Origin of the sequence: Bombilactobacillus thymidiniphilus (assembly GCF_023380245.1) — a bacterium.
GTDB classification, from domain to species: domain Bacteria; phylum Bacillota; class Bacilli; order Lactobacillales; family Lactobacillaceae; genus Bombilactobacillus; species Bombilactobacillus thymidiniphilus.
The window spans coordinates 96263-122044 of sequence record NZ_CP093365.1; the positions used below are offsets into that span (position 1 = coordinate 96263).

At 36.2% G+C, this 25782-nt stretch carries 23 protein-coding genes; 7 read left to right on the forward strand and 16 right to left on the reverse strand.

The window, feature by feature from the left end:
* Window positions 1–4: 4 nt before the first annotated feature.
* From MOO47_RS00560 to dnaE, 4 genes are all read right to left on the reverse strand, one after another.
* Window positions 5–466: a DUF441 domain-containing protein gene (locus tag MOO47_RS00560; protein WP_249512912.1), complete on the reverse strand. Its 462-nt coding sequence runs from the start codon at window positions 464–466 to the stop codon at window positions 5–7.
* Window positions 467–592: 126 nt separating this feature from the next.
* Window positions 593–2362 (reverse strand): pyruvate kinase, encoded by a 1770-nt coding sequence (pyk, locus tag MOO47_RS00565; protein ID WP_249512913.1) that lies wholly within the window; start codon window positions 2360–2362, stop codon window positions 593–595.
* Between the two features lie 60 nt (window positions 2363–2422).
* Window positions 2423–3382: a 6-phosphofructokinase gene (pfkA, locus tag MOO47_RS00570; RefSeq protein ID WP_249512914.1), complete on the reverse strand. Its 960-nt coding sequence runs from the start codon at window positions 3380–3382 to the stop codon at window positions 2423–2425.
* 83 nt (window positions 3383–3465) lie between these two features.
* Window positions 3466–6771: a DNA polymerase III subunit alpha gene (gene dnaE, locus MOO47_RS00575; protein ID WP_249512915.1), complete on the reverse strand. Its 3306-nt coding sequence runs from the start codon at window positions 6769–6771 to the stop codon at window positions 3466–3468.
* Between the two features lie 94 nt (window positions 6772–6865).
* Between dnaE and MOO47_RS00580 the strand changes: the two genes are divergently transcribed.
* Window positions 6866–7057 carry a YjzD family protein gene (locus MOO47_RS00580; protein WP_249512916.1) on the forward strand — a complete coding sequence of 64 codons (192 nt, stop codon included), beginning with the start codon at window positions 6866–6868 and terminating at the stop codon, window positions 7055–7057.
* Between the two features lie 126 nt (window positions 7058–7183).
* On the opposite strand, the gene rpmF is transcribed toward MOO47_RS00580, so the two are convergent.
* From rpmF to obgE, 5 genes are all read right to left on the reverse strand, one after another.
* A complete protein-coding gene (gene rpmF, locus MOO47_RS00585; RefSeq protein ID WP_249512917.1) occupies window positions 7184–7366 on the reverse strand; it encodes a 50S ribosomal protein L32 in 183 nt (60 codons plus the stop codon).
* Window positions 7367–7489: 123 nt separating this feature from the next.
* Window positions 7490–8296: an SDR family NAD(P)-dependent oxidoreductase gene (locus tag MOO47_RS00590; RefSeq protein ID WP_249512918.1), complete on the reverse strand. Its 807-nt coding sequence runs from the start codon at window positions 8294–8296 to the stop codon at window positions 7490–7492.
* A gap of 5 nt (window positions 8297–8301) precedes the next feature.
* Window positions 8302–9237, reverse strand: a complete 936-nt coding sequence (gene rnz, locus MOO47_RS00595; RefSeq protein ID WP_249512919.1) for a ribonuclease Z — start codon at window positions 9235–9237, stop codon at window positions 8302–8304.
* A 16-nt stretch (window positions 9238–9253) separates the two neighbouring features.
* Complete coding sequence (locus MOO47_RS00600; protein WP_249512920.1) at window positions 9254–11164, reverse strand: acyltransferase family protein; 1911 nt, start codon at window positions 11162–11164, stop codon at window positions 9254–9256.
* A 26-nt stretch (window positions 11165–11190) separates the two neighbouring features.
* Window positions 11191–12474, reverse strand: a complete 1284-nt coding sequence (obgE, locus tag MOO47_RS00605) for a GTPase ObgE (RefSeq protein ID WP_249512921.1) — start codon at window positions 12472–12474, stop codon at window positions 11191–11193.
* A 171-nt stretch (window positions 12475–12645) separates the two neighbouring features.
* Here obgE and MOO47_RS00610 point away from each other — a divergent pair, with 171 nt between their 5' ends.
* From MOO47_RS00610 to MOO47_RS00625, 4 genes are all read left to right on the forward strand, one after another.
* On the forward strand, window positions 12646–13404 hold the full coding sequence (locus MOO47_RS00610; RefSeq protein WP_249512922.1) for a DeoR/GlpR family DNA-binding transcription regulator: 759 nt from the start codon (window positions 12646–12648) through the stop codon (window positions 13402–13404).
* Entirely contained in the window at window positions 13401–14318 is a 918-nt protein-coding gene (gene pfkB, locus MOO47_RS00615) for a 1-phosphofructokinase (RefSeq protein ID WP_249512923.1), read from the forward strand. Before MOO47_RS00610 ends, pfkB begins: the two co-directional genes overlap by 4 nt.
* Before the next feature lie 18 nt (window positions 14319–14336).
* Window positions 14337–16262, forward strand: coding sequence for a PTS fructose transporter subunit IIABC (locus MOO47_RS00620; protein WP_249512924.1), 1926 nt, complete (start codon window positions 14337–14339; stop codon window positions 16260–16262).
* Between the two features lie 64 nt (window positions 16263–16326).
* Window positions 16327–16947 (forward strand): copper homeostasis protein CutC, encoded by a 621-nt coding sequence (locus MOO47_RS00625; protein ID WP_249512925.1) that lies wholly within the window; start codon window positions 16327–16329, stop codon window positions 16945–16947.
* On the opposite strand, the gene uvrC is transcribed toward MOO47_RS00625, so the two are convergent.
* Entirely contained in the window at window positions 16944–18725 is a 1782-nt protein-coding gene (uvrC, locus tag MOO47_RS00630) for an excinuclease ABC subunit UvrC (protein ID WP_249512926.1), read from the reverse strand. The two genes, MOO47_RS00625 and uvrC, sit on opposite strands and share 4 nt — an antisense overlap.
* Window positions 18726–18853: 128 nt before the next feature.
* On the opposite strand from uvrC, the gene MOO47_RS00635 reads away from it, so the two are divergent.
* Window positions 18854–18997 carry an SPJ_0845 family protein gene (locus MOO47_RS00635; protein ID WP_249512927.1) on the forward strand — a complete coding sequence of 48 codons (144 nt, stop codon included), beginning with the start codon at window positions 18854–18856 and terminating at the stop codon, window positions 18995–18997.
* Window positions 18998–19042: 45 nt separating this feature from the next.
* On the opposite strand, the gene MOO47_RS07645 is transcribed toward MOO47_RS00635, so the two are convergent.
* From MOO47_RS07645 to clpX, 5 genes are all read right to left on the reverse strand, one after another.
* Window positions 19043–19171, reverse strand: coding sequence for a hypothetical protein (locus MOO47_RS07645; protein WP_260523909.1), 129 nt, complete (start codon window positions 19169–19171; stop codon window positions 19043–19045).
* Window positions 19172–19174: 3 nt separating this feature from the next.
* The gene (locus tag MOO47_RS00640; protein ID WP_249512928.1) at window positions 19175–19492 is read right to left on the reverse strand and encodes a hypothetical protein; all 318 of its coding nucleotides are present in this window, start codon (window positions 19490–19492) and stop codon (window positions 19175–19177) included.
* Between the two features lie 114 nt (window positions 19493–19606).
* Window positions 19607–21289: a D-lactate dehydrogenase gene (dld, locus tag MOO47_RS00645; protein ID WP_249512929.1), complete on the reverse strand. Its 1683-nt coding sequence runs from the start codon at window positions 21287–21289 to the stop codon at window positions 19607–19609.
* A gap of 144 nt (window positions 21290–21433) precedes the next feature.
* Window positions 21434–21994 carry a ribosome biogenesis GTP-binding protein YihA/YsxC gene (yihA, locus tag MOO47_RS00650; protein WP_396022058.1) on the reverse strand — a complete coding sequence of 187 codons (561 nt, stop codon included), beginning with the start codon at window positions 21992–21994 and terminating at the stop codon, window positions 21434–21436.
* A gap of 30 nt (window positions 21995–22024) precedes the next feature.
* Entirely contained in the window at window positions 22025–23281 is a 1257-nt protein-coding gene (gene clpX, locus MOO47_RS00655; RefSeq protein WP_249512931.1) for an ATP-dependent Clp protease ATP-binding subunit ClpX, read from the reverse strand.
* A gap of 124 nt (window positions 23282–23405) precedes the next feature.
* On the opposite strand from clpX, the gene MOO47_RS00660 reads away from it, so the two are divergent.
* The gene (locus tag MOO47_RS00660; protein WP_249512932.1) at window positions 23406–24329 is read left to right on the forward strand and encodes a lactate/malate family dehydrogenase; all 924 of its coding nucleotides are present in this window, start codon (window positions 23406–23408) and stop codon (window positions 24327–24329) included.
* A gap of 90 nt (window positions 24330–24419) precedes the next feature.
* Here the strand turns inward: MOO47_RS00660 and tig are convergent, their stop codons facing one another.
* Complete coding sequence (gene tig, locus MOO47_RS00665) at window positions 24420–25709, reverse strand: trigger factor (protein WP_249512933.1); 1290 nt, start codon at window positions 25707–25709, stop codon at window positions 24420–24422.
* Between the last annotated feature and the right edge of the window lie 73 nt (window positions 25710–25782).

The following is a 25782-nucleotide window of genomic DNA, read 5'->3' on the forward strand; positions in this document are numbered from 1 at the left end:
TCAATTACTTAATTCCAATATTTGCTAATAATGTTATAATACAGTACGCCATTCCAGAGGCAATCACTGGTCCAGCAGCAATTCCTTTAAATACTACCACGCCAAGAATTGTACCAAAGACTAATGACACTGTAATTTCCGGTGTCGCAGACATCAGTCCGACACCTTTCTTAGATAACACAGCTACCAAAATGCCACAGAAAATGGCTACATAACCAACTGGCGATTTAAAGGCACTAATTAAATCTTTAAAGCCAATCTGACCTAGAGCAATTGGCATTAAAATAGCTACAGAAATGACTGTTACCCCAACATTAATCCCTTTGGATTGGATTAATTCCAAGATACGTTGAGAATGGGGTAACACTTTAATTACTAAAGCAATGATAGCTGCTATTTGCAACGAAATATTTTTACTCAAAAATGCAATCAAGAAAATTAGCAGTAAAAAAATCCAACTCTCCATAACTGCCTCCTATATTCCTTCAATATCTTATCATATAAACTAATTCCTTGATACTTTAGCTTTTATAAACATCAAAAAAAGTAGGAACCCAGTCCCTACTTTTCATCGACAAATAATTAATAATGGTTAAATTGTATTAGATGCACCGCGATAAACGTTTCCTTGGCGGGAATCAATTGTCACAACTTCGTTATCTTTAATAATCTTAGTAGCATCTTCAGCACCCACAATAACTGGAATACTCTTAGCAATACCAATTACTGCTGCATGAGAAGTTAAACCACCATTTTCAACTACGATAGCACCAGCTTTTTCAATTGCAGGCATGTAATCTTCATCAGTGTTTTCAACGATCAAAACGTCTTTGTCATTGATCTTATCAATGGCTTCTTGAGCGCTGTGGGCAACAACTGCTTTACCAACAACAGTTTCGTCGCCAACTCCTTGACCTTTAACTAGCTTAGAGCCAATCAATTGCACTTTCATTAAATTAGTAGTACCACTTTCACCAACTGGCACACCAGCAACGATCAAAATTAGATCGCCTTCTTTAGCAAAGCCTAATTCCTGTGCCTTTTGTGTAGCTAAGTCGAACATTTCATCAGTATTGGCTGGACGATCTGTCACAACAGGATAAACACCCCAGTTAACAGTTAAACCGCGTTGTGTTGCTTCATCAAAAGTAACTGCCAAAATATCAGCACTAGGACGATATTTAGAAATCATACGTGCGGTATAGCCAGAATTAGTAGCCGTCACAATAGTATGGATTCCTAATTCTTGTGCTGTACGTACTACAGATTCGCCAATGGATTCTGTAGTGTTAGAACCCTTGTATTCTTCAAAACGTTGTAAAGCCAAAGTGTTTGCAGAATCTAATTGTTCTTGTGTCCGCACATTGATCCGATTCATTGCTGAAACTGCTTGAACTGGATAGTCGCCATTAGCACTTTCACCAGACAACATTGTTGCATCAGTACCATCTAACACAGCATTGGCAACATCAGTAACCTCAGCACGTGTTGGACGAGGATTTTCTTGCATGGAGTCCAACATTTGCGTTGCCGTAATAACTGGCTTGCCTAGAGCATTACATTTTTTAATCAAAGCTTTTTGGACAAATGGAACATTCTCAAACGGAATTTCCACACCCATATCACCCCGAGCAACCATCAAACCATCAGAAACCTTTAAGATTTCATCAATGTTATCAATACCTTCTTGTGATTCAATCTTAGGGAAAATTTGGACATGATTCTTGTTCTTGGATTCTAAGATTTCACGAATATCCAAAACATCTTGTGCCTTCCGCACGAAACTAGCAGAAATATAATTGATGTTTTGATCTAAACCAAATTTAATATCATCGGTATCTTTTTCAGTAATACCTGGTAAACGAATCTCAACACCAGGAGCATTGACACCTTTTTTGGATCCAATCTTACCGTCATTTTGCACAACAGTAACTAATTCTTTATTAACATCATCTTTTTCAATAATTTTAAGATCCACTAGGCCGTCATCAATTAAAACATGACCACCAACATGAGTATCATCGTAAAGACCAGGATAAGTGACAGCAATTTTCTCAGGATTACCAGTCAAATTGGCATCCATTGAAACACGAATAACATCACCAGTATGTGCTTCAAACTTGCCGCCTTCTTGCTCAGTAGTCCGAATTTCTGCACCCTTAGTATCTAACATAATACCAACAGTTTTACCGGTTATTTTTTCAGCTTCACGAACCATATTCATCCGTGATAAATGTTCTTCATGATCACCATGAGAAAAATTAAAGCGAAAAACATTAGCCCCAGATTCAATCAACTTAGAAATCGTATCTACATCATTGCTTGCAGGTCCTAATGTACTAACAATCTTGGTCCTTTTCATTAATGTCTCTCCTTAAAGTAAATAAATTGAAAACACACTTGTATAGTATACCAGAAACTGTTATTTAGCTAAAGACTTGTTTATATCATATAAACTAAGATCAGGCTTGTGCTTACTATCAAATAAATCTAGCATGCCATGGTAAGTTAGCTTGTTATTTTCTGTGCCAATTGCAATACCGCCATGACCTTCATTCAATAAATCTACAGCATAAGCACCCATTTTACTAGCTAAAACCCGATCTTTAGCCGATGGTGAGCCACCACGTTGCACATGACCTAAAACTGTACCACGAGCATCAAAATCGCCATATTGTTCTAATTGCTCCATAAATTCATCAGCGTGCATGACCCCTTCAGCCAAAACAATAATAGTATGTTTCTTACCACGAGCCCGCAAATCTTGAATATTTTGCGCAATTTTTTCAATGTTAAATTCTTTTTCCGGTACAATAATTTCATCGGCACCGCCAGCAACACCAGCCCACAAAGCTATATCACCAGCACCTCGACCCATTACTTCAATCACAAAAGTCCGCTCATGACTAGCAGCAGTATCACGAATTTTATCAATAGATTCTACAACCGTATTAACAGCGGTATCAAAACCAATTGTATAATCCGTATAAGGAATATCGTTATCAATGGTACCAGGCAAACCGACAGCATTGTAACCATGTTCAGTTAACCGTAGAGCCCCGTGATAAGAACCGTCGCCACCGATTACAACTAAAGCTTCAATACCAAACTTGTTCAGTTGCTCAATTCCTTTCAATTGACCTTCTTTTTGCGCAAATTCTGGATAACGAGCAGAATAAAGCATTGTACCACCACGATTGATAATATCGCCGACATCTGAACGTTCCATCTTAAAAATATCACCAGCAACTAGTCCTGCGTAACCATAATTGATTCCGTATACTTCAATACCTAACGACAATGCCCTTCTTGTTACAGCGCGAATAGCTGCGTTCATTCCCGGAGCATCGCCCCCACTAGTCATTACACCTAATCTTTTCATCTCTACACCTCATTTAACAAAACTACATAGAAAATATACCATTATTCAAGAAAAAATGCAGATTTTTTCAGTGTTTTTTCCTTTTAATGATAAACAAAGTTAGCTTCACCAACTAAGCCTGTCAACGCCTGTTTAAAAGTAACATTATAGTTAATCCAATTACTTTTTTTCAGTAAAAACTTTTCCGTGCTGGCAGCAAAATAAATAACCACCGGTACATTGCCTGGAAAAGATTGTGCTAATTCTAGTAGGGCATTCATTTTTTGCTTATCTTTTTTCTGAAAACGAACATATAATCGCTTTTTTTTAGATGGTACCTTAATATTTTGGGCTAATTGAGCCTGTCTAGCAATATATTCTCTTTGCCGGCGCTTATTGAGTTGAGCTTTCAATGCTATCACATAGACTTGATTAGGCTGTAAATTAATTTTTTTATACAAATCAGGGAAAACTGTAATCGAATAATCTTGTACACCGTCACTACCCTTTAAAAAAGCCATATTTTTACCAGTTTTGGTGCGAATAGTCTTAATATCTTTGACAAAAAATAATACCTTTTGTACCGTATCCAATTTAATCGCTGGTGCCAACTTAATTTGTTGCGATTCCACCAAATCTTGGTATTGCGTAACTGGATGTCCTGATAGATAAACACCCAAAGTTTGATTTTCTTGTTCTAATTTTTCTAAATGACTATAATCTTCTATTCGATTTTGTTTGGGCTTTAACACATCAAATAAAGACAAACTGCCACCTGCTAGCTTTAAACTTTCCACTAAGTCTTGCACATTTAAGAACAACTGCCGTCGATTAGGATTAAATTGATCTAAACTACCGCTAAAAACTAAAGGCTGCAGAATTTCTATCTTCAAAAAGCGTTTGTCTAAAGCCGCCAAAAAATTAGTCAAATTATTAAAAGATTGTTCTTGGCGTATAGACACAATATTATCAACCAAATCGCGTCGTATTCCTTTAATAAACAGCAATCCCCAACGCAAACCATTTTTAGTAATCGTAAAATTAGCAGCACTATTATTAACATCTGGTGGTAAAATCTTGATCCGGCGTTGCCGCAATTCTTGCAAGTAAAGATTGATTTTTTGATCATTATGCAAATTAGCATTCAATAAAGCTGTATAAAAAGCTGTAGGATAGTGAGCTTTAATATAAGCCAATGAATAAGCCAAACGACTGTAAGCTACGGCGTGTGATTTGTTAAAACCATAATTAGCAAATTGCGCAATATAATCATAAACTTGTAGAACATTAACTTTTGGATAACCATTCTGCAAAGATTTTACAATAAATTCTTTTTTCTGTGCAGTCATTAGTTTCTTATCTTTTTTAGCCATTGCCCGCCGTAATAAATCAGCTTGTGCTAAACTAAAACCTGCCATTTGGGCAACCACTTGCATAACTTGCTCTTGATATACCAAAATACCATAGGTAGGTGCCAAAATAGCTTTTAAAGAATCATCAGGATACGTAATGGGTTCTTGATTACGTTTACGGGCAATAAAATGTGCAATATTTTTCATTGGTCCTGGTCTATACAACGCATTAGTTGCCACTACATCTTGAAAACTGTCAGGTTTTAATTGCTGCAAAACATTTTTGATACCGGCAGATTCAAACTGAAAAATTCCATTGGTATCACCAGTGCTAAAAATAGCTAATGTTTGAGAATCATCCAAAGGCAAATCTCGCGGATCAAAATCACTTTGAAAATATTTTTTAGTCAAATGCGTAGCAGCTGCCAAAATAGCTAAATTACGTAAGCCCAAAAAATCAATTTTTAGTAATCCTAAGGCTTCTACATTATTTTTAGTTTGTTGAGTTAATAAAGTTTCTTCACTGCCCCCTTTTTGCAGAGCAACAACATTCTCCAGTGGCTGAGCACTCAAAACAATTCCCGCAGCATGCGTGGAGAAATGACGTGGTAAACCCTCTATTTGTAAAGCTGTTTTAAAAATTAGTTGATTTTGTTTGGATTGTTGATATAAATGCTGCAAGGCTGGTGAAGCTTGATAAGCGGTTTTTAAATCAATGCCTAATTGCTTAGGAATAGCTTTAGACCACCGATTCAATTCATGTTGACTTAGCCCAAATACGCGACCAACATCACGCAAAGATTGCTTAGCAGCGAAAGTGCCGAAAGTGATAATTTGAGCCATGTGTGCATCGCCATATTTTTGTTGCATATAGTGAACTAAATCATCACGCCGATTGTCGGGAATGTCTAAATCAATATCAGGCATATCAACTCTTTCCGGATTTAAAAAGCGTTCAAATAACAAATCATATTTTAAAGGATCAATTTGCGTGATTTGTAGCGCATAACTGACTAAAGATCCCGCAGCTGATCCACGTCCAGGACCAGTCATAATTTGTAAACGATGTGCTTGTTCAATAACATCCCAAACAATTAAGAAGTAATCGGCATAGCCCATTTGAGCAATAACTTGTAATTCGTGTTGGGCACGCTTTTGATATGCAGAAGGGATCGTATTTCCTAGCAACTTGTGTAACCCTTGCTCGACTAAACTAGTCAAATAAGCTATTGAACTCAAGTTTTGCGGTGTTTCAAAATGTGGCAGTTGAGTTCGCTGAAAATTTATTTCAACTTGACATTGTGTTGCTAAAGCTTCGGTATTAGCTAAAACATCCCCTAATTGCAACGTTTTAATTTGTTGGGACACCTCTGAACTGGAGCGGAATGCAAAATCGCCACTAATATCAGAAGAAGTTATTTTTTCACCGGCAGCAATTTGCTGCAATACTTTATGAGCAAAAGCACCATCAGCTTGCAAATAGCGGATATCATCTAAAACTACGCAAGATAATTGCTGTAATTGTGCTAAACGATAATGCTGCTGTATTTGTGTTGTTGATAAATTACGCAAATCTAAGCCAATATAAAGATCTTTAGTCTTCAATTGTTTTAATATTTGCAAATAATTGGTTGCTTTGTTTCCAGAATTGTCTTGCAATAAAGCCGTTAACTCACTATTTTTTCCGGGAATAAGTAGTGCCAAATCATTTAACAAATTCTGGTGATCTACTAAATTAAAACCAGCATCTTGAATCATAATGGCAGAAGACAACTTTAATAAATTATGATAACCCAGCTGATTTTTTGCTAAGACTATTAATTGATAATTATGATCATGATCCAATAAGCCAGGAACATCTAACGTCATGCCTAAGATTGGATGCAAACCAGCTTTTTTAGCCAACTTATAAAAATCAATCAAACCATAAGTAACATTAACATCAGTCAATGCTAATGAATCATAATTCAAAGCTTTAGCTTGTTGAATTAGTTCAGGCAGTTTAATCGTACTTTGCAGTAAAGAATAGCTACTTTTAATTTGTAATTGAACCGTCATAAAAATCTCCTTCGCTAGTAATAGTTTACAATAGTTTCACATCATTGTTCGAGATTTATGGTAAAATGCAACCAGAGAAAGTGAGATGAGGACAATGAAGTATTTAATCACTTTATTTTGGACCGTTGTTTATGGTCAGATCATCGGTTATTTAGGAGCGGCTTTAACCAAAACACAGTATAGCGTTAACAATTGCTTAGTTATTTCTCTGATTTTTGGCGTTATTTTCTGTTTACTGGCAGCCATTCTTAACTCTGAAGCAAAAGACACAAAAAAGAGCAACTAATTTATAAATACTGCAAAAGTTTGCTAACTTTTGTTATGTAATTTAATTAGGTACTCTTTTTTTGTTTTTTCTATTTTAAAAAATAAAAAAGACAGTTTAGCCAAAAACTGTCTTCACATTAAATATTTAATTTTCTTGATCAGTAGCTACCACTTGTTTACCTTTGTAATATCCTTTAGGTGAAACGTGGTGGCCCATCCGATATTCACCAGTTGTAGCATCAAATTGAATATTTGGTTGGCTCAACTTGATGTGTCCACGACGTTGACGTTTCTTTTGCTTGGAAGTTTTTCTTGCTGGAACTGCCATATTTAATGATTCTCCTTTTCGCTAAACTTGCTTCTACAAATACTATTATTTTAGATAACATTCGTAAGTACTTTTCTATGTTACTATCATTTTGCCAAGAGAGCAAGGCATTTAGCTAATTTTTTATTTTTTATCGCCAATTTTCATTGTAATTAGATCCCCAAAATGAGGAAACATCTTATATAAAATGCTACCAAATTGCATAATTGAAGGCTGATTCAATTCCCGAACAGGACGACCAATACAAGCAATAATCTCATTTGCTAATTTTTGTGGATCTAAAATAATTTGACCCACATTTTGCAAATATTTCCCAGTATGATCTGCTATTTTGAAAAAATCTGTAGCTACAGGTCCAGGATTTACTGTTGTAACTTGAACATCAAAGGGTCTCAACTCCAAACGTAAGCTATCCGAAAATGCGATCACCGCCGCCTTACTAGCAGAATAAATCGCTGATTTAGGCGTAGCAATTTTTCCTGCCATGGAACCAATATTGATGATCTGTCCTAAACATTGCTCCATCATCAGCTGTGCTGTAAAACGAGTCATTAACATCGTCCCTAGAACATTTACCTTAAAAATCTTATTCCACAGCGAATAATCAGTTTCAACAAAATTAGTAAAATCACCAAAACCTGCCGCATTAATTAGCACTTCGATATGCTGATATTTAGCTTTAATCTCTGCAATTGTGGCTTCAACGCGTTTAGCAATACTGACATCTAAAACATAAACATCAACAAAACCAGATGTTAGTGCTTGACACTGCTTTTGCAGTTGCAATAATTGTTCTTGGCGCCGAGCAACCAAAATTAAGTTAGCATTCTTAGTAGCCAACTGCAAAGCTAATTGCCGACCAATACCGGATGAAGCGCCCGTAATTATAATATTTTGACTTTGAATATGCTTTAAAGCAGAAATATTCATTAGTATTACTCCTGTTTTCTAAATTTAACTTCAAAATGATCAAAATCTTTCACTACATAAGAATTAGCGAAAATTTGGCATGCCCCATTCAATAGTTCATAAAATTTCTTACCCACATATCGTGCAGAAATATGCGTCAATAATAATTGCTGTACTTGAGCTTTTTTAGCAATCTGTGCAGCTTGAGCACTAGTAGAATGATAGTGTCGATAAGCCATCTTACCTTCATTACTAGCCAACGTACTCTCATGCACTAACACATCAGCATTTTGTGCCAAACGAATGCTTTCTTTGGTGTAACGCGTATCACCTAGAATAGTAACAATCCTTCCTGGTTGGCTAGGACCGATGAAGTCCTTACCGTCTAAACTGGTTCCGTCAGCGAGCTCAACTACTTCACCACGCTTAATTTGACCCCAAATAGGTCCATTAGGAATTTGATACTGTTGCAATTTATCAACCAACAAAGCACCCACATGTGGCTTTTCTTCAATACGATATCCGTAGCACACAATTCGATGATCTAATAAACCACAAGTCACCTTAAAAGAATCATCTTCAAAAACAACTCCAGGTTGCTTAATTTCCACGTAATTAATTCTATAGCTTAAATGACTGTCAGAAAGTTCTAAAGTAGTTTGGACAAATTTTTTAATTCCTGGCGGACCATAAATAGTTAACGGCTGTTCACCGCCTTGAAAAGAACGTGATGACAAAAGACCAGGCAATCCAAAAATATGATCACCATGTAAATGAGTAATAAATATTTTATTAATTTTACGTGGTCGAATAGTTGTTGACAAAATCTGCTGCTGTGTACCTTCCCCCGCATCAAATAGCCAAATTTCGTTACGCTCATTCAATAACTTGAGCGCAACACTAGATAAATTACGTCCCTTGGATGGCACACCTGAGCCAGTTCCTAAAAATTCTAATTCCATACTTATCTTCCAATTTCTAATATTTTGTCCACTTTAAAATTTTCTGTGCCACAAAAGTACTATATTGACGAGCACCACTAGGATTAGGATGAACTTGATCACCATAAAACCAACTATCGTGGTTAGCACAATAATCATACCAATCAATAATTTTTAAATTACGATATTTAGCAGCTTGTTTTTGCAATACATCATTCACTGGATGCTCCCATGATCTAGTAGGAACATGAACATTAATCCAAAACACTTGGCGCTTCGCACCAGCAATGCTCATAACTTGTTGTACCTGTTCTGGGCTAACTGGACCATTAGTACCCATTCCAACAACTAGTGTATGTGGTAATTTATTTTGAGTTTGATAATTTTGTAATAATTCTAATGCTTTATCAACATTTCTACTCACATCAGCATCAATGACCATCTGCGGGAAAATTTTTCGCAAATCAGCTGACCCGTCAACCATTACTGAATCACCAATCGCTAAAGCTGGCAAGTCTTGTCCACGCTGTAAATCAAATTGGGACAAGCCAAGTTGTTGATATTCTTTATTGACAGGATGTTTTTTAGTCATTTTTTTCCAGTGTGCCACTTGTTTTGGATCATGTCTTTGTTCACCAGATTGCTGCTTTTGTTGCAGTAATTTCTTATTGTGACTCTGATTTTGTTTACTATTAATATTGATTTTTCGAGCTAATTCATTATGACTAGTAGAATCAGTTTTTTTATCGGTTCCGGCAGTCACTAACCCAGCCGAACCAACAATAACGATCAGGCAAACAATTAATGATACGCACCCATTAGCCAACTGTCTATACTTGGTGCCAGTCTTAACAAATAAATGGTGCCAATCTAATTTAGCCAACGGGCGCTCTACTAAATAATAAGAGAGATAGCTAACCAAAAAAATTAATACAATTTCCAATATTGGGTACAAAAAACGGTGATCTGCAATATTAGTAATTTTAGACTCAAAAAAAATCATGACTGGAAATTGATACAAATACAATCCATAACTAATCTTACCAATTTCATCAAAAACCGGATTCGTTAACGCTTTGTTCCAAAAAGAATCTGGATGAGCAATTACCCCCGCAAGTATTGCTACCGCTATAGAAAACAATAACATTCCGCCACGATAAGTAAAAGCCTGCGTATCTTTTAAACGCAAAATGCAATAAATCAATACTACAAAACTCAAAGTACCCGTCAAATTAAGCCAAACACGTTGATTTTTACCGGACTTTTTATACACCACATCTGTTGACCAAAAAAAGGCTAACAAACAACCAATCATAATTGAGAACAAGCGCGTATCGGTACCATAATAAATCCGACTAGGATCAACATTAGGTTGGTATAAAAATGCCATTAATCCGACTGACACAGTCGTTAGTAATAATGTTATTGTTATAACTGTTTTTTTAGAAAATTTCTTCAGCAAAAAAATTAAAATTATTGGCCAAAAAAAATAGAATTGCCCTTGAATTGACAAAGACCACATATGTGTAAACGGTGATTCATTATTGGCAAATCTTTCAAAATAAGACTGCCCATGATTAATCTGCCAAAAATTATAAATATTACAAATATTAGTTACAAAAATAGCTCGTAAATTATGCAATAAATTGCGTTGAAACAAAACAATATACGCACTGGCACTAAACAACATCAATAATAAGCCTGGATACAGTCGTTGTACTCGTTTACGATAATAACCCCAAAGATCAAAAACACGTCGCCTTTTTAAAGAACGTAAAATCTGATCTGTTATTAAATAACCTGTTAAAACAAAAAAGATCGGTACTCCTAAATAACCGCCGGCAAATATTTCCGGATTAATATGATATAAAATAACCCCAATAACCCCTAAAGTTCTAAGGCCATTGAACCCTGTAATAAAGGGTCTATGTTGTTGAACCTTCTCCATTCAAACAATCCCCACTTCAAAATTGATTACATAAATTCAAACTCAAATTCGTCAATAACGACAGTGTCGCCATTTTTAGCGCCAGCTTTCACTAAAGCTTCATCAACACCCAAATTCTTTAATCTACGAGCAAAACGCATCACACCATCTTGATAATTCAAATTACTGCGTTGCAGTAAAGAACTGACTGACTCACTAATCACTTCAAATGAACCATCATCTAGGCGCTTAATTTGAATAGTAGCTTTTTGATCTTGATAACGATAAACTTTTTCTTCTTCAACATCTTCTATCGGTACAACTGGTGTTTTCGGAGTATCTTGCAACAATTTAGCAGCTTCTCGTAATAATTTGGTAACACCAGCATGTGTCACACCCGAAATTTCATAAACTTCATCATCAGCTAATTGCAATTGCTTTTTAAAGTCAGCTAAACGATCTTTAGAACCAGGTAAATCCATTTTAGTAGCAACAATAATTTGCGGACGTTGCAAGATTTGGGGGTCATAACTATCTAATTCTTGCAAAATTTGTTGATAATCCGACACTGGATCACGACCATTATTTGGGTCCATATCCACCAAGTGCAAAATAACCCGCGTTCTTTCAACGTGACGTAAAAATTGAAAACCTAATCCGACTCCTTCAGAAGCACCAGCAATTAACCCTGGTAAATCTGCCAACACAAAATCTTGACCGTCAGCCAACTGCACCATTCCTAAATTAGGTTTTAAGGTAGTAAAATGATACGCTGCAATTTTTGGCTTAGCCGAAGTGGCTACTGACAACAAAGTTGACTTACCTACTGAAGGAAAACCTACTAGACCAACATCAGCAAGCACCCGCAATTCCAACTGTAATTGCCTTTCTTGACCCAATGTACCATTTTCAGCAATCTCGGGAGCCGTGTTACGCGCTGTTGCAAAATGAATATTTCCCCGACCACCATGACCGCCCTTGGCAACCAGCAATTCTTGACCATCAGTTGTTAAATCACCGATAACTTTATCTGTAGCTAGATCTTTAACGATTGTTCCAGGAGGAACACTAATATAGACATCCTTCGCATTAGCACCATGCATTGCCTTAGTCATGCCTTGACCACCGGCATCTGCTTTAAAATTGTGCTGATAACGAAAATCCATCAATGTTCGCAAACCGGAATCAACTTTTAAAATTATATTGCCACCGTCACCGCCGTCACCGCCATAAGGACCACCTTTAGCAACGTACTTTTCATGACGGAAAGCAACTGCACCGTTTCCACCTGCACCTGCTTTAACTAAAATTTTGACATTATCTACAAACATGTGTACCTCCAACAAACGTTATCAAATAGTAATTTTACCATATGTGCTACATAAAAGTGACTTAATATCTCAACAACTTCAAGGAAAATAAAATTATCTTGAATTATTTTGAATGATTATGATTGATTTTGAAAAAAAATACTGTATCATATTGATAGGGGTGAGATGTAAGTGATTACAGAGAGACGTCACCAATTGATTTTAAAGCAAATCAATCAACAACATGTCGTCAGTATTAAAGACTTGATTCAAATAACTGGTGCATCAGAATCCACTGTCCGCCGTGATTTATGTGATCTAGAAAAACAGCATTATTTAACACGTGTTCACGGTGGAGCTAAAGAAAATAATACTTCCCTGTTAGAAGAGCCTAAAGTAGCTTTTAAAGCACAAATCAAGCGCACTGCTAAGCGCTTAATTGCGCAAAAAGCCGCTGCTCTCGTTAAAGATGGTGAAGTTATTTTTATTGATTCTGGCACAACTACTAAAGTTATGATTCCTTATTTGCAAAAGCGTAAAGATTTGTTGGTTTTGACTAATAGTGTGGATAACGCTACATTATTAGCTGATCAACAGATTAATACTATTATGCTTGGCGGAAATCTTCGCATTTCAACTAAAGCTGTGGTTGGACAAGCAGTTACTAATTATCTGGCTAATTGCCATTTAGACCGTGCGTTTTTGGGTACAAATGGCTTTGATATTCAACACGGGTTTACCACGCCAGATTTGGAAGAATCGTTAGTTAAAAAGGCTGCTCTTAATAACTCTAGTTATGCTTATATTCTCACGGATAGTTCCAAATATCAGCAAATTAGGTTTAGTAAATTTGCTGACTTGAACCAAGCGCAAATCATTACCGAACATTTACCTGTTGATATAGCAACAAAACTTGCTGCATATACTAAATTACTGGAGGTTACTAAATGATCTATACCGTTACTGCAAATCCATCAATCGACTATGTTTTGCAGTTAACCCAACTAACCTTGGGTGAAGTCAATCGTGTGGCTGAAGATGTTAAACTACCTGGGGGCAAAGGAATTAACGTTTCACGGATTCTCAAAGAATTAGGACTTCAATCCAAGGCTTTAGGCTTTATTGGTGGTGCCACAGGGCAAATGTTTGAGCATTTATTAAGTAAACATCAACTGCAGACTGATTTCACCACTGTAATGGCAGACACAAGAATTAATGTCAAAATTAAAGCTAGTGATGAAGAAACTGAAATTAATGGTCAAGGACCGACCATTTCCGCCACTGAAAAAGCTGATTTTTTGCAAAAGATTGCACAAATTGGGGCTGGTGATGTAGTTGTCATGGCTGGTAGCATACCACCCCAACTTGTTGCTGATTTTTATTTAAATATTGCTAAAACAGTTACACAAAATGGGGCTGAGTTCGTTATTGATACTACTGGACAGGCTTTATTAGATACTTTGCCTTTGCATCCTTTGGTAATCAAGCCTAATCACCATGAGTTAGCTGAACTATTCCAGACAGAATTTAACGGTATAACTGATATAGTTTCGGCCGCACGTCAATTGATTGAACAAGGTGCACAACAAGCTTTAGTCTCTATGGCTGGCGATGGTGCACTGTTTGTTACCAAAGAACACGCCTACCAATGTAACGCTCCTAAAGATATTGTGCGTAATTCAGTTGGTGCCGGTGATTCAATGATTGCTGGCTTTGTTGGAACCTATATGAAACAAAATGATGCTGTAGCAAGTTTTCGAATGGGAGCTGCTTGTGGTTCTGCTACCGCATTTAGCGAAGATTTGGCCAACTTGGATAAGATTAAAGCTGTTTATGAACAGATTAATGTTACCCAAATCCAATAATAAGTAAGGAGAATTAGCATGGATCTGAAAGAATTATTACGGCAAGATGTCATGATCATGGATCTCAAGGCAACTACTAAAGAAGCTGCTATTGATGAAATGGTCAATAACTATGTCAAACACGGTGTAGTTGATGACGCTGATCTATTTAGAAAAGATATTTTAAAGCGTGAAGCTGAAACAAGCACAGGTATTGGTGATGGTATTGCTATGCCTCATGCGCGTGATAAGGCCGTCAAAAAGGCAACTGTCATGTTTGCTAAAAGTAAAACAGGGGTTGATTATGACGCTTTAGATGGTCAACCGGTTTATTTATTCTTTATGATTGCTGCACCCGATGGAGCAGATAGCTTACATTTGCAAGCTTTAGCTGCTTTATCAGCACTATTAATCAATCCACAATTAGTCGCTGATTTAAAGAAAGCTACTACTCCAGAAGAAGTGCAAAATTTGTTTGACGAAGCTGAAAAGCAAAAAGAGGCTAAGGAAAAAGCTGATCAAGAAAAAAAGCAAGCTACTAGTGTCAATCAACCAGAAGAAAAAGGTTTTATTGTCGCTGTATCTGCTTGTCCTAATGGAATAGCCCATACTTATATGGCTGAAGCTGCTTTAAAAGAAGAAGCTGAAAAATTAGGTTTAGGTATCCGCGTCGAAACTAATGGTTCTGAAGGTGTTAAAAACAAATTAACTGCTGCTGAAATCAAAAAGGCAGACGGAGTTATTATTGCAGCTGATAAAAAAGTTGACATGGGGCGTTTTGACGGCAAAAAGTTATTAAACCGTCCAGTAATTGATGGTATTAATAAGCCTAAGGAATTAATTGAAAAAATTGAAGCTGGTAATGCACCAGTTTATCACGCTGATGCTAGTGAACCTTCAGATTCTGATGAAGTAGAATCTAAGTCATTATGGTCACGCGTTTATGCTGATTTAATGAATGGTATCTCCCACATGCTACCTTTCGTTGTTGGTGGCGGTATTTTAATGGCTTTATCTTTCTTGATTGAGCAATCAGCTGGTGACAAGTCAACAGCTTTCTTGTTCTTCAATGGTATCGGTAATTATGCTTTCCAATTTTTGATTCCCGTTTTAGCAGCTTATATTGCGGTATCGATGGCTGATTTACCGGCTTTAATGCCTGGTTTTGTAGCAGGTTATATGGCTTCTATTGCAACTGCCAGCGTTATTAAATCAGATAGTCCAGCTGGATTTATCGGCGGTTTAATTGGTGGGTTCATTGCAGGTTGGATTGTAATTGGTCTGAAGAAGTCCTTCAATTGGTTACCAAAATCACTGGACGGATTGAAACCAATGATTATTTATCCAGTTTTAGGTTTACTAATTGTCGGAGCAATTATGTTCTTTGCAGTTAACCCAGTGTTTGCTAAAGTTAACCAAATAATCACTAATTTCTTGGAAAATATGGGTACTGGTAACGCGGTTATCTTAGGCGCACTGTTGGCTGCCATGATGTCTATTGATATGGGTGGTCCATTCAATAAAGCGGCTTATGCTTTTGCCATCGGTACTTTTACAACAACTCATGATGGTGCTTTAATGGCTGCCGTTATGGCTGGTGGTATGGTTCCACCATTAGCAATTGCTTTGGCAACAACTTTCTGGAAAAATAAATTTACAGAACAAGAACGTCAAGCTGGTGTCAGCAACTATGTTTTAGGTGCTGCCTTTGTTACTGAAGGTGCTATTCCTTTTGCTGCTGGTGATCCACTTCACGTTATCACTTCCAGCATCATCGGTTCTGCTATTGCTGGTGGTTTAACTCAATTTTGGCATGTTAATGTACCTGCTCCTCATGGTGGGATTTTTGTTTCACCGTTATCCAATCACCCGGGCATGTTCATTTTAGCTATTGTAATTGGTGCAGTAATTGCTGGTGTGATCTATGGTATTTGGAAACCAGCTCTAGCTAAAACTAGTGAGTAAACAAAAAAGTCAGTTTAAAACTGACTTTTTTTATACATATTAATTGATTGTAAGGAGACATTTAATGATTTTAGAAGCTTGTGTTGGCGAATTTTCACAAGTTGAACCAGCAATTAAACACGGAGCACAGCGTATTGAATTAAACAGTGATTTAAATCACGGCGGTGTTACACCAAGTTTGGGTACTATTAAGCAAGCAATTGCTTACGCCAAACCGCGCAATATTCCTGTCATTGTCATGTTGCGACCTCGTGGTGGTAATTTTGTTTACACGCGTGCAGAGTTAGAAATTATGCGTAATGACGCTCATTTGATCGAACAAGCTGGCGCTGACGGTATCGCTTTAGGTGCCCTAACAGCTGCAGATTTAATTGATACAACAGCAATTAACTTTATTTGTCAGGATCTTACTTTAGACTTAGTTTTTCACATGGCTTTTGACGCCATTCCCGAAAACGAGCAATTTATTGCGCTAGATTGGCTGATAGACCATCATTTCAAACGTCTATTAGTTCATGGCACATCTTTAGATCAACCACTAAATATTGACCATTTAAAGCAACTAATCAAATACGCCAACAACCGCCTAGAAATTTTACCCGGCGGCGGAATCACCAAAAATAACGTTCAACACATTTTGACAACTTTAAAAATTCAGCAAGCTCATGGTACTAAAATTGTTTAAAGAGATAATTTAATTGTGCGAGCTACTTTTTCTGATACACCTAAGGATATTAAATCATTTAAAGATGCTGCCTTAATTTTTTTGATTGACCCAAAATGGCGTAATAATTTTATCCGTGTTTTGGGTCCCACACCTCTAATACTTTCTAGTTGCGATGATAAAGCATTTTTACTGTGTGTTTGCCGGTGGTAAGTGATTGCAAAACGGTGTACTTCATCTTGAATCCGCTGCAATAAATAAAAGCCTTGGCTTTTACGATCCAGTGGTACATGATTGCCAGTGGTTCCTGTAATCAAATGTGCGGTATTATGATGATCATCTTTGACCATCCCGGCTACTGGAATATTAATGCCTAACTCATTATGCAAGACATCTTCAACCACGCGCAGTTCAATGAGACCCCCGTCCATCAAAATCAAATCCGGTAAAGCTTTCTTTTCTTTTAGCAAACGTGAATAACGTCGATAAACCACTTCACGCGTATTAGCTGTTTCATCAGCACCATTATGTTCTTCCAAAACATCTTTAATTTTATACTTGCGATAATTACTTTTCATCGGCTTGCCGTCAACGAAACTAACCATTGCTGATACTGCATCGGTTCCTTGAATATGCGAATGGTCAAAAGATTCAATTGTTTGGCCGTATGGCAACCCCAAAGCTGCAAAGATCTGCTTTTGGGCGCCAATGGTTTGACGATTATCTAATTCTAAAAGTCGAAATTTTTCTTCTAGGGCTAAACGAGCATTATCGTGCGCCATCGCCAAAAGATCGCGCTTAGTTCCGCGTTGCGGTGTACGCATAGGCACCTGCAAAATAGCGGATAATGAGGCAGTGTCAATATCTGAGGGCACCAGAATTTCTTTAGGAAAAACATTATTCTTGCGATTATAAAACTGCAGAATAAAAGTTGCTAATTCTTCACTAGGTGTATTAATGCAAGGAAAGATCCTTTTCTCTCGCTTCATGAGTCGCGCTTGTCTAATGAAAAAGACTTGTACGGAAATCCATCCTTTGTCAACATAATAATTAAATAAGTCACGAGGCGTATTATCATTAGAAATAATTTTCTGTTTTTCCACTGTTTGTTCAATATAATTGATCTGATCGCGTAATTCTGCAGCTCGTTCAAATTTCAAATCGGTCGCTGCTTGCTGCATTTGCAGCGTCAATTTTCGTTTGACAGTTGCGACATTACCGTTCAAAAAACTTTTTATTTTCCTAACTTGCAAATCATATTCAGCAATAGGCACTTCTTTAAAACAAGCACCTAGACATTGTCCCATATGATAATACAAACAAGGTCGTCCCATATGTCCGCTGCAACGCCTCAAAGGGTAAACTTTTTGTAAAAAATGTAATGTTTCTTCAGCAGCATAAACATTAGGATAAGGACCATAATAATAACCATCATCTTTTTTAACTTGTCCCGTAATTAGCATCCGCGGATTGCGTTCATTAGTTATTTTAATATAGGGATAACCTGTACCCTTTTTTAATTTAATATTGAAATACGGTTGATGCTTTTGGATCAAAGTAATTTCCAGTAAAAACGCTTCTTTATCTGTAGTCGTTACAATTGTTTCAAAATCGCGAATTTGACTAACTAATTTTGCTGTTTTACCTTCATGAGTACTTTTAAAATAAGAACGGACCCGATTCTTTAAATTTTTAGCTTTACCAACATAAATAATTTTCGCGTTGATATCTTTCATCAAATAGCAACCCGGGCGGTCCGGTAATAAAGTTAGTTTGTGCTCTAGATATTCAGTAGCCATAAATTCATTCTCCTCTGATAGCTAGACCATTTTACTATTAATTGGTACAAATACCAATAATTATGCTACACCATCTTTCAACAATATTATGCTATAATAAATGAAGATTAAGTATAGAAGGTGAAACAATGGGGTTGACAGTAAAACGCGAAAATGATCTTAGTAGTCTCTTTGACAAATTTGCTTCCTTGCCTGATGATGTTAAAGACAATGTCGATAAGGTAGAAAAAGCACAACAACAAAATAAAAAGCAAGATAAAAAAACTAGTTAACACCAAGCGAATTTATGAAAATAATAAATTCGTTTTTTATTTCACTTAGTTGGCATCACCGACTACTTTAACTTTGGTCGTTTCCTGGATCATTTTTTTATTCGTTAAAGTTGCACAATCTTCTAGTGCTCGCTGTGGATTAGACCATTCACGTACTGCATTATTTTTAATCATAAATTATTGAAGTTGCATCTTATCCACAAAATAAGCAAAATTATTTTTAAATTGCTGCAACCAAATGAAAGTTGTTTCTTTTTGACAGGCTTTCATCATTGGTGTTTCCAAACCTTCAAAATAACATTTAAGATCAAATAATAAATAATCAATTCGATCATTATAATTACTATAGCGATAATTATTCATCGGCGATAATCTGTGTTTTGGCCATACAAAGTGTAAATTCAGATTACCTTTTATTAAAGCATAGTCTTGAATAAATTGATCAAAATGAGGTTGGTAGTTACATAACTGCTTCCAGCCAGAAATAATTTTCAACTAAAATTTTATGGATCATTATAAAATGATCATATTAAAAAAAGTTTAATAAATAAAAAAGCTATAAAATTTATTATTAATTTTATAGCTTCAAAATATTTTATTATTTAGTGCCTAATATTCGCCCCACCACTTTTTCATGGAAGTTTGACCAATTCCAGGGTTAAAGCTATTAGTTGGATCATTTTTCTTATAGTGTTCCACTAATGACGGTGCAGCTTTATACATATGTCCAACATTATGTTCAGCAGGATAAATTGCACCACGTTGATCCAAAATCTCTAACATTTGTTTCTTTAATTCATGACCGTCAACACCTGGTTTCAAAATATAATCTTGATGCATAACATGATCTAAGAAATGACCATAATAAATCTTATACTCAATCTTATCATCAATTTCCTTAGGTAACGTTTCGAACCAGTTATCATCATTTCGCCGTAAAGCTACATCAATTGGCAAAATATCAATTTTATCTTGCTTTAACTCTTGATAACGAATTGCCACTGATGCAGTAACATAACGGTGTAAAGCCGCTTTATTAGTTTCATCAGCATTTGCTTCAAAGTACTCACCATCTTCTTTCTTAAAGAAGTCTTGCAAATAAGCACGTGCTTCAGCAATTCCTGCACCCGCCATTTTTAATTGCAAATAATGATCAAAGCGATTTGCATAGTCTTCTAAACGTTGTGGCAATTGATTAGGGAAAACCTGACCAGCATGTTGTAAAAAGCGATCTGGAAAATAAGGCTTAAATGTCGGGATATGGCCTAAAATTCTTTCAGCAGTAGCTTTTAAGCCAAACATTGTTGGTAACAGACTGGTTCCTAATTTATCAATCACTATCAAAGAATCTTTGCCATATAATTTAGCTAATTCATACGCTTCTTTATGCATATATTCGCCAGATACTGGCAAATTTTTAAATTCAGATAAAATATGACGCCGTAATTTTTCTAAAACAGCTGGTGAATTAGTGCCAATATAAAATACTTGTGATTCACCTTCTGAAGGAAAAGTATCCAAACGAACCGCAAATGTGGCTACTGTACCTGCAGCACCTGATGCTTCATAAAGTTCTTCTGGATCAGCATTATACCGTGTTGGTTCATCAGAATCAATATTACGTACGCGTTCTTCATAATTGCGATTATGTCCAACACGTTCATCTGAATTAGGTAGATTATTGATATCAAAACGACGATTAGCTAAATTATCTAAAATTTCTTCTGGTGTATCACCTAGATCAATACCTAAATGATTAACTAATTGTAATTGATCATTTTCATCAATTCGGGCGTACAATGCTAATTCTGTATAAGCGGGGCCACGCTGAATTAAAGCACCACCAGAATTATTGTTCACACCACCAATAACTGAAGCTCCTAAAGTTGATGAACCGATTACCGAATGAGGTTCACGATTAACAGTCTTTAAAGCCTTTTCTAAATTAAATAGTGTCGTACCAGGGAAAGCTAACACTTGCTTACCTTGGTTGATTAATTGCAGATCCTTAATTCTACTACCCTTTACGATGACAGCGGGACGATCATAACCTTCTGTAGGTGTCGAACCTTCCGTCAAACTAGTGTTGGAAGCTTGCATAATGATAATCAAATTATCTCGATGCAAAACTTCAATTACTCGCCACATTTCTAATAATGTACCCGGCATCACTACAGCTACCGCTTCACCGTAGCCAGAACGATAGCCCTTACGAAAACGTAACGACTTAGCCGCATTAGTCACAATATGTTTTTTACCTACAATAGCTGTTAAATCTTCGACAGTAGACATATAATACCTCCATAAACTCGCACAATCTAATGATAAATATAACACTTTTTAGATATTTTAGACAATTTTCACAAGATAAATAATCATTATACAACGAAAAAAACCTACGAATCAATTATCTTAATTCGCAGGTAAAATATTTAATTATAAGTGCTCATTAATCCACTGCCAGACTTTCTCACGTCCGAATTTAGTTTCCGAACTAAACAATTGCAACTGATCGCGTTGATTAATTTGTAACGTTTTAGTAACCACTGCAACTGTTTTATTCCACTGATTTTTTTTAACCTTATCCATCTTAGTAGCAACTATTAGCGTTGGAATTTTATAATAACTGACAAATTGATACATCGAAACATCATCTTCACTAGGAGCATGACGACCGTCCACTAAGATAATAATGCCCTTTAATACTTTGCGCGTTGTGAGATACTCTTCAATCATTGTTCCAAACTCAGCACGTCTTTTCTTAGAAACTTTAGCATAGCCATAACCAGGTACATCAACTAGATAAAGTTTTTGATTAACTTCATAAAAATTCAAAGTCTGTGTTTTACCCGGCGTACTGGAAGTACGTGCAAAACTTTTGCGTTGAATCAAGGTATTGATTAAAGAAGATTTCCCCACATTAGACCGACCCGCTAAAGCAATTTCAGGTAATCCTTCTTTAGGATACTGTGTTGCGCTGACAGCACTGAGATCCATTTTAACATCATTTATTTGCAATTTTAACCTCTAAGCTACTTCTGCCCCATTATCATCATATAAAGCTGGATTTTGTTGTCCTGATACTGACTGGGGTGTGACCACCACTTTTTTAATATCTTCACGACTAGGAACTTCAAACATGGTATCCATTAAAGTTTCTTCCATGATGGAACGTAAGCCCCGCGCGCCAGTATTGCGTTCAATAGCCAAATCAGCCATCGCTGTTAAAGCTTCTGATGAAAAATCTAATTGAACATCGTTTAAAGCAAATAACTGTTGATATTGCTTAACTAAGGCATTCTTAGGCTGTGTCAAAATTGCCACTAAATCCTTAGAAGTTAATTTATTTAAAGTAGTCACTACAGGAATACGTCCGATAAATTCGGGGATGATTCCAAATTTCATCAAATCTTCTGGAATAACTTTTTGCATTACATTATCATGATCTTCGTAATTGATTGTTTTACTAGTACCAAAACCAATTGTTTTTTCACCCATACGATTTTTCACAATGTCTTCAATACCATCAAAAGCTCCACCAACAATAAATAAAATGTTACTAGTATCAATTTGAATTAATTCTTGCTGTGGATGTTTGCGCCCACCTTTTGGTGGAACACTAGCAACTGTGCCTTCTAAAATCTTCAAAAGCGCTTGTTGGACACCTTCACCTGAAACATCTCTTGTAATTGAGACATTCTCACTTTTCTTAGCAATTTTATCAATTTCATCAATGTAAATAATACCGTGTTGCGCCCGCTCCACATCAAAATCAGCATTTTGTAAGAGCTTCAATAAGATATTTTCAACATCTTCACCTACATAGCCTGCTTCAGTTAAAGTAGTAGCATCAGCAATCGCAAAAGGTACCTGCAAAATTTTAGCTAAAGTTTGCGCTAAATAAGTTTTACCTGAACCTGTTGGTCCAATCAAAGCAATATTACTTTTTTTCATTTCAACACTATCATCATCGCCAGTTTGCTCTTGATGATTAATCCGCAAATAATGATTATAAACAGCCACTGCCAAATTTTTCTTAGCTGCTTTTTGACCAATAACATATTGATCCAAAATTTGCATAATCTCCAAAGGTGATGGTAAATCAGCAATATTTAAATTATCTTCTTCACTGTCAGTAGCTTCATCAATAATTTGTTTACATAAATCTACACATTCATTACAAATATAAACTCCAGGTCCTGCAACAATACGCTTGACCTGATCTTGTGTTTTGCCACAAAAAGAACAAGCAATCATTTCATTATCTTGGGTACTATCGAACATATAATTTCCTCCCAATAGGGTACTACGCTGTTAATTTAGCATTAAAAAGACTAGCATATAATATATAGAAAGTAAAAAGTTATGAAACTTCTACACTTTTTAATTATACATGAAAGGAAGCAAAATGATGAATAAAGTTGGAATTATTGGCTTAGGACATGTAGGAGCAACAACAGCCTTATTGATGGCACAACGCGGAAAAGTTGGCAAAATGGTCTTAGTTGATCAAAATACCGCCAAAGTCAAATCAGAGCAATTAGATCTACAAGATCAAATTGCCCAATTAGCAACTGATACTAGTGTTGTGGTACAAGACTATGATAGTGAGCAATGGGATAAAATTACCGATTTGGACGTATTGATCTTTTGTCCAGGAAAAATTGCTGCCCTTATTGATCACGGCGGAAATCGTGATTATGAATTAAATATTACTAGTCAAATCGTCAAAGAAGTAGCGCCAAAAATTAAGGCTTCCAAATTTGCTGGCATAATTGTTACTATAACTAATCCTTGTGATGTTATTGCACGACTTTTGCAAGAACAAACTGGCTTTGATCAACAACGGATTGTTGGTACGGGAACTAGTTTAGAGACAGCTAGAATGCGACATGCAGTTGGTGCAGCCACCGGACACAATTATCACGACGTTCAAGGCTATGTTTTTGGGGAGCACGGCGATTCTATGTTTCCTGTTTGGTCTAGTGTACAAATCGCTGGCAAGCCAATTACTGATTTTGATGTAAATTTGTCTCAACTAAAACAACAAATAGTAACCGGTGGCTATACTATTATGGATGGTAAACACTATACTAATAATGGCATTGCTACACGTGCTAATCTAACTACTGAGGCCATCTTAAGTGATGCCAAAAGAGCTTTGCCTGTCAGTGCTTATGATCCTGATTTTAAACTTTATATTGGGCAATTAGCTATTGTAGGAAAAAATGGCATTGAAAAATTGGTCAAGCTATCATTAAATAAATCAGAGCAACATGAATACCAAATCGCCTCCAAAGCTATTCAGGCAAATTATGAAAAAGTAAAATAAAAAATCCTGCAACCAATGAGGAGTTTTGATAACACTTAGATATTCATCTAATTATTATCAGTCTTCTTCATGGTTAAAGGATTTTTTTATTTATTCTTGCACCGCAGAATCACTGATTAAATCAACAACTTTTTTGATGGCAATATCGTGGTCAAGCATATCAGCAGTTAAAGCATCACGTACTGCTTGTTCTTCCATACCATAATCAGCTGCTAATTCTTTTACTTCTTCAGCCCGTTCATCATCTTCAACCTTGATATCTTCTGCTTTAACAATAGCTTCCAATAATAGGTTAGTCTTAATTCGATTTTCAGCATCAGCACTAAATTGCTTCTTCAAATCATCTTCGGTTGTCCCAGTAATTTGGTAATACATTTGCGGATTAATACCTTGACGTTGCATATTACCTAAATATTGATCAACTTGACTTTGAATGTCTTGTTCAATCATAGCTTGCGGAATTTTTTCATATTCAGCATTTTCCACTGCTTGTTGCACAGCTTGCGTTTCCACAGCATCTTCAGCAGCTTGTTGCTTTTGATCACGCAATTTATTTTCTAATTTAGTTTTCAATTCAGCTAAAGTTTCAACATCCTCATCCACATCTTTAGCAAAATCATCATCTAAAGTAGGCAATTCTTTAGTTTTGATTTCATGAATAGTTGTTTGAAAATGTGCTTCTCTACCAGCTAAATCTTCGGCTTGATAATCTTCTGGGAAAGTAACCTTAACATCAACTTCGTCACCAGTTTCATGATCAACTAATTGATCTTCAAAACCAGGAATAAAGCTACCGGAACCCAATTCCAAAGAATAATTATCTGCACTGCCACCGTCAAAAGCTTCGCCATCAACAGTGCCTTTATAATCAATCACTACTGTATCACCGTTTTCAGATTTACCAGTTTCTTTCAAAACCAACTCAGCTTGTTGCTTTTGTAAGCGGTCAATTTCAGCATCTACATCATCAGAGTTAACTTCAGTATCTTGCTTGTTAACTTTTAACCCCTTGTAATCACCTAAAGTTACTTCAGGTGCCACTGCTACAGTAGCTTTAATTGACCAAGGCTTATTTTCTTCCATGCTCTCCACAGAAATCTCTGGTTGAGCCACTGGCTTGACATCAGCTTCTTCTAAGGCATTCGTATAAGCTTGTGGCAAAACTTCATTTAAAGCATCTTGATATAAAGCTGTTTCACCGTACATTTGATTAAACATTGCACGTGGAACTTTACCTTTACGAAATCCTGGTACATTCAAAGTTTTGCGTACTTTTTTAAAAGCAGCATCTAAACCTTTACTAATTGTATCTTGATCAATTTCAAAAATTAATTCTCCATCTTGATCTTTTTTCTTAGTCCATTTAGCTTTAGAAGCCATAATATCCCTCCGGTACTAATTATCTCTACATACTAAGATATCTTACCTTAAATAAAATAAGTTGTAAATGTTC